Annotated in this window: 10 protein-coding genes; all 10 read left to right on the top strand. The window is 69.8% G+C overall.

Features of this window, described 5'->3' with window-relative positions; genetic code table 11:
• Position 1 precedes the first annotated feature (1 nt).
• Positions 2-352, top strand: a complete 351-nt coding sequence (locus AB5J53_RS09770; protein ID WP_369245230.1) for a DUF6167 family protein — start codon at positions 2-4, stop codon at positions 350-352.
• Positions 352-3,024, top strand: a complete 2,673-nt coding sequence (gene alaS / locus AB5J53_RS09765; RefSeq protein WP_369245229.1) for an alanine--tRNA ligase — start codon at positions 352-354, stop codon at positions 3,022-3,024. Before AB5J53_RS09770 ends, alaS begins: the two co-directional genes overlap by 1 nt.
• A gap of 10 nt (positions 3,025-3,034) precedes the next feature.
• Positions 3,035-3,499 (top strand): Holliday junction resolvase RuvX, encoded by a 465-nt coding sequence (ruvX, locus tag AB5J53_RS09760; protein WP_369245228.1) that lies wholly within the window; start codon positions 3,035-3,037, stop codon positions 3,497-3,499.
• Positions 3,500-3,622: 123 nt separating this feature from the next.
• Positions 3,623-5,458 (top strand): endolytic transglycosylase MltG, encoded by a 1,836-nt coding sequence (gene mltG / locus AB5J53_RS09755; protein ID WP_369245227.1) that lies wholly within the window; start codon positions 3,623-3,625, stop codon positions 5,456-5,458.
• Positions 5,439-6,278, top strand: coding sequence for a shikimate dehydrogenase (locus AB5J53_RS09750; RefSeq protein WP_369245226.1), 840 nt, complete (start codon positions 5,439-5,441; stop codon positions 6,276-6,278). Before mltG ends, AB5J53_RS09750 begins: the two co-directional genes overlap by 20 nt.
• 138 nt (positions 6,279-6,416) lie before the next feature.
• Positions 6,417-8,624: a molybdopterin cofactor-binding domain-containing protein gene (locus AB5J53_RS09745; protein ID WP_369245225.1), complete on the top strand. Its 2,208-nt coding sequence runs from the start codon at positions 6,417-6,419 to the stop codon at positions 8,622-8,624.
• A gap of 92 nt (positions 8,625-8,716) precedes the next feature.
• Positions 8,717-9,175: a (2Fe-2S)-binding protein gene (locus AB5J53_RS09740; protein ID WP_369245224.1), complete on the top strand. Its 459-nt coding sequence runs from the start codon at positions 8,717-8,719 to the stop codon at positions 9,173-9,175.
• Positions 9,176-9,369: 194 nt separating this feature from the next.
• On the top strand, positions 9,370-10,554 hold the full coding sequence (gene aroC / locus AB5J53_RS09735; protein WP_369245223.1) for a chorismate synthase: 1,185 nt from the start codon (positions 9,370-9,372) through the stop codon (positions 10,552-10,554).
• 29 nt (positions 10,555-10,583) lie between these two features.
• Positions 10,584-11,066, top strand: a complete 483-nt coding sequence (locus AB5J53_RS09730; RefSeq protein ID WP_369252134.1) for a shikimate kinase — start codon at positions 10,584-10,586, stop codon at positions 11,064-11,066.
• Complete coding sequence (gene aroB / locus AB5J53_RS09725; protein ID WP_369245222.1) at positions 11,063-12,154, top strand: 3-dehydroquinate synthase; 1,092 nt, start codon at positions 11,063-11,065, stop codon at positions 12,152-12,154. Before AB5J53_RS09730 ends, aroB begins: the two co-directional genes overlap by 4 nt.
• Positions 12,155-12,442 lie beyond the last annotated feature (288 nt).

Genomic DNA, 12,442 nt, shown 5'->3' with positions numbered 1-12,442 from the left:
GATGTTCCGCCGTACGTTCTGGTTCACCGCCGGCGCAGCCGCTGGTGTGTGGGCCACCACCAAGGTCAACCGCAAGCTCAGGCAGCTGACCCCCGAAAGCCTCGCGGCACAGGCCGCGAACAAGGCGATCGAGGCGGGCCACCGGCTCAAGGACTTCGCGCTCGACGTCCGCGACGGCATGGCCCAGCGGGAGGCCGAACTCGACGAGGCGCTCGGGCTCGACACCCATCCCGAACTCCCCGCCCCCCGGCGCGTCACGGCCATCGAGAACAGCAACAACCCGAAGTACAGCAAGAACCCGACGTACGTCGAGAGGTCGACGTACTCGTACAACCGGAATGAGGACCACTGATGGAGTCGGCCGAGATTCGCCGCCGCTGGTTGAGCTTCTTCGAGGAGCGCGGTCACACCGTCGTCCCTTCGGCGTCGCTCATCGCGGACGACCCGACTCTGCTCCTCGTCCCGGCCGGCATGGTCCCCTTCAAGCCGTACTTCCTCGGCGAGGTCAAGCCGCCCTTCGCGCGCGCCACCAGCGTGCAGAAGTGCGTGCGCACGCCCGACATCGAAGAGGTCGGCAAGACCACCCGGCACGGCACGTTCTTCCAGATGTGCGGCAACTTCTCCTTCGGTGACTACTTCAAGGAAGGCGCCATCACCCACGCCTGGGAGCTGCTCACCTCGCCCCAGGACAAGGGTGGTTACGGGCTCGACCCCGAGCGCCTGTGGATCACGGTCTACCTGGAGGACGACGAGGCCGAGGCCATCTGGCGCGACAAGATCGGTGTCCCCGCCGAGCGCATCCAGCGCCTCGGCAAGAAGGACAACTACTGGTCCATGGGCGTCCCGGGCCCCTGCGGCCCGTGTTCCGAGATCAACTACGACCGTGGCCCCGAGTTCGGCGTCGAGGGCGGCCCGGCCGTCAACGACGAGCGGTACGTGGAGATCTGGAACCTGGTCTTCATGCAGTACGAGCGTGGCGAGGGCACCTCGAAGGAGGACTTCGAGATCCTCGGCGAGCTGCCCAGCAAGAACATCGACACCGGCCTCGGCATGGAACGCCTCGCCATGATTCTGCAGGGCGTGCAGAACATGTACGAGATCGACACCTCCATGGCCGTCATCAAGAAGGCCACCGAGCTGACGGGCGTCGAGTACGGCGCCGCCCATGACTCCGACGTCTCGCTGCGCGTGGTCACCGACCACATGCGGACGTCCGTGATGCTCATCGGCGACGGCGTCACCCCCGGCAACGAGGGCCGCGGCTACGTGCTGCGCCGCATCATGCGCCGCGCCATCCGCAACATGCGGCTGCTCGGCGCCACCGGTCCGGTCGTCAAGGACCTCATCGACGTCGTCATCGAGATGATGGGCCAGCAGTACCCGGAGCTCGTCTCCGACCGGCAGCGCATCGAGACGGTGGCCCTCGCCGAGGAGGCCGCCTTCGTCAAGACGCTGAAGGCCGGCACGAACATCCTCGACACCGCCGTCACGGAGACCAAGGCCGCCGGCGGCAAGGTACTCCCCGGTGACAAGGCCTTCCTGCTCCACGACACCTGGGGCTTCCCGATCGACCTCACCCTCGAAATGGCCGCCGAACAGGGCCTTTCCGTGGACGAGGACGGCTTCCGGCGCCTGATGAAGCAGCAGCGGGACCAGGCCAAGGCCGACGCCCGGGCCAAGAAGACCGGCCACGCCGACCTCGGCGCCTACCGCCAGATCGCCGACGCCGCCGGTGAGACCGACTTCATCGGCTACGACCGCACCGAGGGCGAGTCGACGATCGTCGGCATCCTGGTCGACGGTGCCTCGTCGCCCGCCGCCACCGAGGGCGACGAGGTCGAGATCGTCCTCGACCGCACCCCGTTCTACGCCGAGGGCGGCGGCCAGATCGGCGACACCGGCCGCATCAAGGTGGACACCGGAGCCATCATCGAGATCCGCGACTGCCAGAAGCCGGTCCCGGGTGTGTACGTCCACAAGGGCGTCGTCCAGGTCGGCGAGGTGACCGTCGGCGCCAAGGCCCAGGCCTCCATCGACGAACGCCGTCGCAAGGCCATCGCCCGCGCCCACTCGGCCACGCACCTCACGCACCAGGCCCTTCGCGACGCCCTCGGCCCGACGGCCGCCCAGGCCGGTTCGGAGAACCAGCCCGGCCGCTTCCGCTTCGACTTCGGCTCCCCGTCCGCCGTACCGACGGCCGTGATGACCGACGTCGAGCAGCAGATCAACGAGGTGCTCGCCCGCGACCTGGACGTCCAGGCCGAGATCATGAGCATCGACGAGGCCAAGAAGCAGGGCGCCATCGCCGAGTTCGGCGAGAAGTACGGCGAGCGCGTCCGCGTCGTCACCATCGGCGACTTCTCCAAGGAGCTGTGCGGCGGCACGCACGTCCACAACACCGCCCAGCTCGGCCTGGTGAAGCTGCTCGGCGAGTCGTCGATCGGCTCCGGCGTCCGCCGCATCGAGGCCCTGGTCGGCGTCGACGCCTACAACTTCCTGGCCCGCGAGCACACGGTCGTCGCCCAGCTCCAGGAGCTGGTCAAGGGCCGTCCGGAGGAGCTCCCGGAGAAGATCTCCGCCATGCTCGGCAAGCTGAAGGACGCCGAGAAGGAGATCGAGAAGTTCCGCGCGGAGAAGGTCCTGCAGGCCGCCGCCGGTCTCGTCGAGTCCGCCAAGGACGTGCACGGCGTCGCCCTGGTCACCGGCCGGGTCCCGGACGGCACCACCGCCGACGACCTGCGCAAGCTGGTCCTCGACGTGCGCGGCCGCATCCAGGGCGGCCGTGCCGCCGTGGTCGCCCTGTTCACCGTGGCGAACGGCAAGCCGCTGACGGTCATCGCCACCAACGACGCCGCCCGCGAGCGCGGCCTCAAGGCCGGCGACCTGGTCCGCACGGCCGCCAAGACCCTCGGCGGCGGCGGTGGCGGCAAGCCGGACGTCGCCCAGGGCGGCGGCCAGAACCCGGCCGCCATCGGCGAGGCCGTCGACGCGGTCGAGCGCCTGGTCGCCGAGACGGCCAAGTAAGGCCAGGGACATGCGTAGAGGACGTCGTCTCGCCATCGATGTCGGGGACGCCCGCATCGGGGTCGCCTCGTGCGATCCCGACGGGATCCTCGCGACACCGGTGGAGACGGTCCCGGGGCGTGACATCCCGGCCGCCCATCGCCGGCTGGGGCAACTCGTCGAGGAGTACGAGCCGATCGAGGTCGTCGTCGGGCTCCCTCGCTCCCTCAAGGGCGGCGAGGGCCCGGCCGCGGTCAAGGTCCGCGCCTTCGCCCAGGAGCTCGCCCGGGGGATCGCCCCCGTTCCGGTGCGGCTCGTGGACGAGAGGATGACCACAGTGACGGCCAGTCAGGGACTGCGGGCCTCGGGCGTGAAGTCCAAGAAGGGCAGGTCCGTGATCGACCAGGCCGCCGCCGTCATCATTCTGCAGCAGGCTCTGGAATCCGAACGGGTGTCAGGTAAGTCTCCCGGCGAGGGCGTCGAAGTGGTCATCTGATCGCGATACGGTAACGTTCCGCGCGATGCGGTGGTGTTCGAACAGCCGCCGCACAGCAAAGAGGCGGACGGGAGCCGTGCCACAAGCGCCAGCAGCCACCGCCTCGCGGCTCGTAGGGGATCGATGACTGAGTATGGCCGGGGCCCAGGCTCCGAACCGTGGCATCCGGAGGACCCGTTGTACGGGGACGGCGGATGGGGAGGACAGGCCGCCGACGGCCAGTCCCCCTACGGCGGCCAGCCGCAGCACTATCCGCAGCAGCCGCAACAGCAGCAGCAGGCGCAGTACGGCGACTGGAGCACGGGCCAGCAGGGCGCGTACGGCCAGCAGCAGTATGACAGCCAGGGCCAGCAGCAGTATCAGGGCCAGGGCCAGTATCAGGACCAGAGCCAGGGTCAGGGGCAGCAGCAGTATCAGGACCAGGGTCAGCAGCAGTTCCCCGCTCAGGGGCACCAGCAGTACGCGGACCAGGCACAGCACCAGTACAACGGCCAAGGGCAGCAGCAGTACCAAGGTCAGCAGTACGTCGACCAGGGGCAACAGCAGTACGGCGGTCAGCGGCAGCAGCAGTACGACGACGGTGGCTGGGGCACCGGGACGCACCCGCACGTCCCGTACCCCGCCGATCCGGCCGACCCCTACGCGAGCCAGTACAACGGTGAGCAGCCCGACTACTACGGCACCCCCGACGCCTACCCGCCGCCGGAGCCGCCCGCTCGTCGGCGCGCCGAACCCGAGCCGCAGACGGACTGGGACCCGGGTCCCGACCAGGGCGAACACGCCTTCTTCGCCGGTGGTGGCGACGATGACGACGACTTCGACGACGACGATCCGAAGGCCGGCCGTGGGGACCGGCGCGGCAAGGGTGGCACGAAGGGCAAGAAGCGCCGCAGCGGCTGCGCTTGCCTGGTGGTCGTGCTGGTCTTCGGCGGCGGGCTCGGCGGAGTCGGATATTTCGGGTATCAGTTCTACCAGAATCGTTTCGGCCCGGCGCCCGACTATGCGGGTGACGGCACTGGGCAGGTGTCGGTCGAGATTCCTTCGGGCGCAGGCGGTTACGACATCGGTAAGGCGCTGAAGGAAAAGGGCGTCGTCAAAAGCGTCGACGCCTTCGTGTCCGCTCAGCAGAACAATCCCAAAGGGAAACTGATCCAGGCGGGCGCCTATCTCCTGAAGAAGGAGATGTCGGCAGCGAGTGCCGTCAAGTTGATGCTCGATCCCAAGAGCCAGGCCAACGTGATCGTCGCCCCGGGGCGGCGTAACGCCATTGTCTATGCGGACATCGACAAGAGGCTCGACCTCGCCAAGGGCACCACCGCGAAGGTTGCCAAGAAGGAATACAAGAGTCTCGGACTCCCGTCCTGGGCGAACAGCAACCGCTCTATCAAGGACCCGCTGGAAGGATTCCTCTACCCGGCCACATATCCCGCGGCGAAGGGTATGAAGGCCGAGGACGTACTGAAGAAAATGGTGGCGCAGGCCACGGCGAAGTACAACGCGCTGGACCTCGACGCGAAGGCCAAGACTCTCAACCTGGACAACCCGCTGCAGCTCGTCACGGTCGCGAGCCTCGTCCAGGCCGAAGGAAAGACCCATGACGACTTCCGGAAGATGGCCGAGGTCGTCTACAACCGCCTGAAGTCCACCAACACCGAGACCAACCGGCTGCTCCAGTTCGACTCGACCTTCAACTACTTGAAGGGCCAGAGTAAGATCCACATCAGCGAGTCCGAGATCAACAGCAACAAGGACCCGTACAACACGTACACGCAGAAGGGTCTGCCGCCCGGACCGATCGGCAACCCGGGTGATGACGCATTGAGGGCGGCGCTCAACCCGACGAGCGACGGCTGGATCTACTTCGTGGCGACCGACGGTCAGAACAACACCGAATTCGCCAAGACGTACGCCGAATTCCAGAGGCTCAAGGAAAAATTCAATGAAAGCTCGGGCAACTGACGCCCGCCGGGCCGCCGTACTCGGTTCTCCCATCGCCCACTCCCTCTCCCCGGTGCTGCACCGCGCCGCGTACAAGGAGCTGGGGCTCGGCGACTGGTCGTACGACCGTTTCGAGGTCGACGAGGACGCGTTGCCCGGGTTCTTCGGGGAGCTCGGGCCGGAGTGGGCCGGGTTGTCCTTGACCATGCCGCTCAAGCGCGCGGTGATTCCGCTGCTCGACGAGATCACCGACACGGCGGCCTCGGTCGAGGCGGTCAACACGGTGGTGTTCACCGAGGACGGCCGACGCGTCGGCGACAACACGGACATTCCCGGGATGGTCGCCGCACTGCGGGAGCGGGGGATCGAGGAGGTGGACTCCGCCGCCGTCCTCGGCGCGGGCGCCACCGCGTCCTCCGCGCTGGCCGCGCTCGCCCGGGTCTGCACCGGCGAGGTCGTCGCGTACGTCCGCAGCGAGGCGCGGGCCGCCGAAATGCGGCAGTGGGGCGAGCGGCTCGACCTCGAGGTGCGGATCGAGGACTGGGCGGAAGCGGAGCAGGCGTTGCGGGCGCCGCTGGTGATCGCCACGACCCCGGCCGGCGCCACGGACGCGCTCGCCGCCGCCGTCCCGGAGCGGCCCGCGACCCTCTTCGACGTGCTGTACGACCCGTGGCCCACGGCCCTCGCGGCGCGCTGGTCCGCGTACGGCGGTGCCGTGGTCAGCGGTCTCGACCTGCTGGTGCACCAGGCGGTGCTCCAGGTGGAGCAGATGACGGGTCGTTCGCCCGCTCCGATCGACGCCATGCGGAAGGCGGGGGAGCACGCGCTCGCCGCCCGGTAGGGGTTCGGCGGGGGGGGGCCTGTGAGGGGTTGGCGGCTGATGGTCCGATCATGTGTGCGCTCTTGAGTGCGGGGCTTACCTCCGGTAAAGATCTCCGGGCGGCCCGACGACGGTGACGGGCGCGTGAACGGAGCCCCCATGACTGGACACGCCAGGCGCAGCTTCCTCACCTACCTGGTGGCCGCGCCCGCCTTGGCCGTTGCGACCAGGATCGGTCTGGACGTCATCGGCCCCGACACCGCGGAGGCGGCGATTCCCACGCCGCCGGCGCCGGCCGATCTGGTCGACCTCGGCGATCTGCTCATCCTGGCGGGCAAGCCCACCGCCGGCATGCTGGTCCTCAGCGTCGACGAGGACGGCATCGTGCACTTCCGGCTGCCGCGCGAGGAGGTCGGGCAGGGCCTGACCACGGCGGTCGCCATGCTGGTGGCCGAGGAGCTGGACACACCGCTCGACCGCGTACGCGTCCAACTGGAGGACGCCCGGCCCGAGTTGCTGTTCAACCAGCTGACCGGCAGCTCCAACTCCATCCGTTCGCTGTACGACCCCGTACGGCACACGGCAGCGGCCGCGCGGGCCCGCATGGTGGGCGCGGCCGCGCAGCAATGGGGCTTGAACGCCCATGACTTGACGGTCCGTCAAGGAGTGGTGACCGCACCGGACGGCCGCACCGCTTCCTACGGCACGCTGTCGGCAGGTGCCGCCTCCCTCGACCTGGGCGCGCTGACCGTCACGCCCAAGAGGGAGTCCGAGCACACTCTCGTCGGCACCCCCACTTCCCGCATCGACGCCCGCGCGCTGGTCACCGGCAAGCACGCGTACACGCTCGACCTCGACGTCCCCGGCGCCAAGCCCTGCATGGTGCGCCGGCCGCCGAGCATCAACGGCACGGTGAAGTCGGTCAACAACGAGGCCGTCGTACGCGCCATGCCCGGCGTCCTCGAGGTGGTCACCATCGACACCGGCGTCGCCGTGGTCGCCGAGACCTTCGGTCAGGCACTCGACGCCAAGGAGGCCCTGGACGTCACCTGGGGCGGCGGCACGGTCGACGCGCTCTCGGACGACGACATCCGCGCGAAGCTGAAGGCCGCCACGCCGTCACTGGATCTGCTCGGGCTTCTGGTCAAGAAGGTGGACGCCGAGTTCGACTTCGCCTTCGCGAGTCACGCGCCGATGGAGACCAACTCCGCCGTGGCCGACGTACGCGCGGACGGGGCCGAGATCTGGTCGGGCATGAAGTCGCCGATCGTCGCCCAGGCGGCCATCGCGCAGGCCGTCGGACTGCCGGTGAGCAAGGTCAAGGTCCATGTGGTGCAGTCGGGCGGCTCCTTCGGGCGCCGGCTGTTCTACGACGCGGCCCTGGAGGCGGCCGTGGTGTCCAAGAAGACCGGCCGCCCGGTCAGGCTCATGTGGTCGCGGATCGACGACATGCGGCACGGCCGGATGCGGCCCGCGACCCACCACAGGATCCGTGCCACCTACGCGGCAGGGCAGGTGCTCACCTTCGTCCACCAGGTGGCGGCCGTGGAGACCGACTTCCGCCACGGTCTCGGGGACGCGATCACCGCCGCCGCGGCCGGCCTGCCCACCGGCCTCGGCAACGCGACCTTCGCGCAGACCCTGTTCCTGACCACGGTGAAGTCCCCCTACAACTTCGGTGTCACGACCCGGGCGCTCACCGAAGTGCCGTTGAAGATGCACACAGGATCGTGGCGCTCGGTGTACTCGGCCAACACACGCGGCGCCGAGGAGATCGTCGTCGACGAACTGGCGGCGAAGCTCGGCCAGGATCCGGTCGCCTTCCGCCGCTCCTTCCTCAAGACGGACCGGCAGCGCGCCGTGCTCGACAAGGTCGCGGACGAGGGCGACTGGGGCCGGGCGCTGCCCGCCGGCTGGGCCCAGGGCGTCGGATTCCACGACGAGTACAAGTCCTGCACCGCCTGTCTCGTCGAGATCGATGCCACCGATCCCAAGAAGCCGCGGGTGACGAGGGCGGTCATCGCGGCGGACGTGGGGCGGCCGATCAATCCGCGCGGACTGGAGGCACAGCTGCTCGGGGGACTCACGGACGCGATCTCCACCACGCTGCGGGCGGGGCTCCACATCGACAAGGGGCTCCCCCTGGAGGCGAGCTACTCGCAGTTCCACTACGCACGTCAGAAGGACTCCCCGAAGGACGTACGGATCTTCGTCCTGCCGACGGACCACGAGCCGGGCGGCGCGGGTGAGCTGGGTGTTCCGGCAGCCGTGGGCGCCATCGCCAACGCCTACGCGCGGGCCACCGGCACCAGGCCGCGCAGCTTCCCCGTGAACTTCGACGTCGACTTCACCCCCTTCCCGCGCTGACCCCCGCTCTTCCCGCGCTGCCCCCGCTGTCTTCTTGCCGTCCCATCGACCTTCGTCCTGCCGTCCCTTCGCCCTGAGGAGCACGAGCTTCCATGCCCTCCCACACCTTCACCGTCAACGGGAAGACCGTCACCGTCGACGCCCCCGACGACCTGCCCCTGCTCTGGGCACTGCGCGATCTGCTCGGCGTCCGCGGCCCCAAGTACGGCTGCGGCATCGACGTCTGCAAGGCCTGCACCAGCCATCTCGACGGCGAGGCCGTGCGGCCCTGCGTGGTTCCGGTCGCCGAGGCCGCGGGCCGTGACGTCACGACCATCGAGGGGCTCGCGGACGGCGACCGGCTGCACCCCGTCCAGGAGGCCTGGCTGGAGCAGGACGTGGCCCAGTGCGGCTACTGCCAGCCCGGTCAGATCATGGCGGCCGTCGCCCTGCTGAAGCGTACGAAGAACCCCACGGACGCCGACATCGACGAGATCGCGAACGTCTGCCGCTGCGGCACGTACTTCCGCATCCGCGAGGCGATCAAGAGCGCGGCGGCACGGATGGAGTGATGCGCGGCGGCCTGCACGGGCCCCTGCTACCTGGAGGCTGCCGTCCGCCTGATGGACCTGCGACCGGATCCCGGACCGAGACGTGGGAGGATCGGAGGTGGCGGGCCAGGGCCGCGCACCCGGTCGCGCCGTCGTCGTACGCGAGGACGCGCGTACGCAGCAGCAGTACCAGGGCGCGAGCATGAGGAGCACCGTTGAGCAGGTTGCGCTGGCTGACCGCGGGGGAGTCCCACGGTCCCGCACTTGTCGCGACGCTGGAGGGCCTTCCCGCCGGCGTGCCGATCACCACGGAGATGGTGGCGGACCACCTCGCCCGGCGGCGCCTGGGCTATGGACGCGGTGCGCGGATGAAGTTCGAGCGCGACGAGGTCACCTTCCTCGGCGGCGTGCGGCACGGCCTCACCCTCGGCTCGCCGGTGGCCGTCATGGTCGGCAACACCGAGTGGCCCAAGTGGGAGCAGGTCATGGCGGCCGACCCGGTCGCCCCGGAGATTCTCGCCGACGTGGCCCGCAACGCCCCCCTGACCCGGCCCCGGCCCGGCCACGCCGACCTCGCGGGCATGCAGAAGTACGGCTTCGACGAGGCCCGGCCGATCCTGGAGCGCGCCTCCGCCCGTGAGACCGCCGCCCGCGTGGCGCTGGGCGCGGTGGCCCGCTCGTACCTGAAGGAGACGGCCGGGATCGAGATCGTCTCGCACGTCGTCGAGCTGGCCGCGGCGAAGGCGCCGTACGGCGTCTACCCGAAGCCCTCGGACGTCGAGAAGCTCGACGCGGACCCGGTGCGCTGCCTGGACGCCGACGCGTCGAAGGCGATGGTCGCGGAGATCGACCAGGCCCACAAGGACGGCGACACCCTCGGCGGCGTGGTCGAGGTGCTGGCGTACGGCGTGCCGGTGGGCCTCGGCTCGCACGTGCACTGGGACCGGCGCCTCGACGCCCGGCTCGCGGCCGCGCTCATGGGCATCCAGGCCATCAAGGGTGTCGAGGTCGGCGACGGCTTCGAGCTGGCGCGGGTGCCGGGCTCCAAGGCGCACGACGAGATCGTCCACACCGACGAGGGCATCCGGCGCACCTCCGGCCGCTCCGGCGGCACCGAGGGCGGGCTGACCACCGGTGAGCTGCTGCGCGTCCGCGCCGCGATGAAGCCGATCGCGACCGTGCCGCGCGCGCTCGCCACCATCGACGTCGCCACCGGCGAGGCCGCCAAGGCGCACCACCAGCGCTCCGACGTGTGCGCGGTCCCGGCCGCGGGCATCGTCGCCGAGGCCATGGTCGCCCTCGTCCTGGCGGACGCGGTGGCCGAGAAGTTCGGCGGCGACAGCGTCCCGGAGACCCGTCGCAACGTCCAGTCGTACCTCGACAACCTGGTCGTGCGGTGACCGCTCCGAGCGTCGTCCTCGTCGGCCCGATGGGGGTCGGCAAGTCCACCGTGGGCGCGCTGGTCGCCGAGCGGCTCGGCTGCGCCTACCGGGACACGGACGACGACATCGTGGCCGAGCAGGGCCGCACCATCGCCGACATCTTCGTCGACGAGGGCGAGCCGGTCTTCCGCGCGATCGAGAAGCAGGCCGTGCACAAGGCGCTCGCCGAGCACGACGGCGTGCTGGCGCTCGGCGGCGGCGCGATCCTCGACGAGGACACCCGCGGGCTGCTCGCCGGACACCGGGTCGTCTACCTCTCGATGGACGTCGAGGAGGCGGTCAAGCGCACCGGCCTCAACGCCGCCCGGCCGCTGCTCGCCGTCAACCCGCGCCGGCAGTGGCGCGACCTGATGGAGGCGCGCCGCCACCTGTACACCGAAGTCGCCCGCGCCGTCGTGGCCACCGACGGCCGTACCCCCGAAGAGGTCGCTCAAGCGGTCCTCGACGCACTGGAGTTGAAGGAAGCATGAGCGAGGCAGTGACCCGTATCCAGGTCGGCGGTACCGCGGGCACCGACCCCTACGAGGTCCTGGTCGGCCGTCAACTCCTCGGCGAGCTGGGCGGGTTGATCGGCGACAAGGCCAAGCGCGTCGCGTTGATCCATCCCGAGGCGCTCGCCGAGACCGGCGAGGCGCTCCGTGCCGATCTGGCCGGACAGGGCTTCGAAGCCGTCGCCATCCAGGTGCCGAACGCGGAGGAGGCCAAGACCGCGGAGGTCGCCGCCTACTGCTGGAAGGCGCTCGGCCAGTCCGGCTTCACCCGTACCGACGTCATCGTCGGGGTCGGCGGCGGCGCCACCACCGACCTGGCCGGTTTCGTCGCGGCGACCTGGCTGCGCGGGGTGCGCTGGATCGCCGTCCCCACCACCGTGCTCGCCATGGTGGACGCGGCGGTCGGCGGCAAGACCGGCATCAACACCGCCGAGGGCAAGAACCTGGTGGGCTCCTTCCACCCGCCCGCGGGCGTGCTCTGCGACCTGGCCGCGCTCGACTCGCTGCCGGTCAATGACTTCGTCTCCGGGCTCGCGGAGATCATCAAGGCCGGTTTCATCGCCGACCCGGTGATCCTGGAGCTGATCGAGGAAGACCCGCAGGCCGCCCGCACCCCGGCAGGACAGCACACCGCCGAGCTCATCGAGCGCTCCATCAAGGTGAAGGCCGAGGTCGTCTCCGGCGACCTCAAGGAGTCCGGGCTGCGCGAGATCCTCAATTACGGGCACACCCTCGCGCACGCCATCGAGAAGAACGAGCGCTACAAGTGGCGGCACGGCGCGGCCGTCTCCGTCGGCATGCACTTCGCCGCCGAACTCGGCCGTCTGGCGGGCCGGTTGGACGACGCGACCGCCGACCGCCACCGCACGATTCTCGAATCCGTGGGTCTCCCGCTGAGCTACCGCTACGACCAGTGGCCCAAGCTCCTGGAGACCATGAAGGTCGACAAGAAGTCCCGCGGCAACCTGTTGCGCTTCATCGTCCTCGACGGCCTCGCCAAGCCGACGGTCCTGGAGGGCCCGGACCCGGCCGTGCTCCTCGCCGCGTACGGCGAAGTCGGGGAGTGACGACCCCCACCGGCGAGCTGGGCGGGTAACACCCACGGGCCCACACTTGGTCCGTTTTGCCCCTCGCTCACGGGCACTTCGCACGTTCCCCGGCCGTTCACACAACGGCGGCCGGGGAAGGTACCGTTCGGTAGCGAGCGGGACCCAGGCCCCGTTCGCCAGCGCCAGTTGCCTGACGCGAGTGAGCCGAAGGGACGCGTCGGTGTCGAGAGCGTGAGCGCGCGAAGGCCCGAAGGGCCGAGCACGATCGCCCTCTCAAGACCGACTGAGGCGTCCCGGAGGCGAACG

Source organism: Streptomyces sp. R41, from assembly GCF_041053055.1.
In the GTDB taxonomy this organism is placed as follows: domain Bacteria; phylum Actinomycetota; class Actinomycetes; order Streptomycetales; family Streptomycetaceae; genus Streptomyces.
Note: the sequence above shows the minus strand (reverse complement) of the source record. Positions and strands in the feature narration are given on the sequence as shown.

Coding starts and splice junctions, on each gene's coding strand:
- AB5J53_RS09740 (WP_369245224.1), top strand. CDS start 8,717: ATGCCCTCCCACACCTTCACCGTCAACGGGAAGACCGTCACCGTCGAC.
- AB5J53_RS09730 (WP_369252134.1), top strand. CDS start 10,584: ATGGGGGTCGGCAAGTCCACCGTGGGCGCGCTGGTCGCCGAGCGGCTC.
- AB5J53_RS09745 (WP_369245225.1), top strand. CDS start 6,417: ATGACTGGACACGCCAGGCGCAGCTTCCTCACCTACCTGGTGGCCGCG.
- AB5J53_RS09770 (WP_369245230.1), top strand. CDS start 2: ATGTTCCGCCGTACGTTCTGGTTCACCGCCGGCGCAGCCGCTGGTGTG.
- alaS (WP_369245229.1), top strand. CDS start 352: ATGGAGTCGGCCGAGATTCGCCGCCGCTGGTTGAGCTTCTTCGAGGAG.
- AB5J53_RS09750 (WP_369245226.1), top strand. CDS start 5,439: ATGAAAGCTCGGGCAACTGACGCCCGCCGGGCCGCCGTACTCGGTTCT.
- ruvX (WP_369245228.1), top strand. CDS start 3,035: ATGCGTAGAGGACGTCGTCTCGCCATCGATGTCGGGGACGCCCGCATC.
- mltG (WP_369245227.1), top strand. CDS start 3,623: ATGACTGAGTATGGCCGGGGCCCAGGCTCCGAACCGTGGCATCCGGAG.
- aroB (WP_369245222.1), top strand. CDS start 11,063: ATGAGCGAGGCAGTGACCCGTATCCAGGTCGGCGGTACCGCGGGCACC.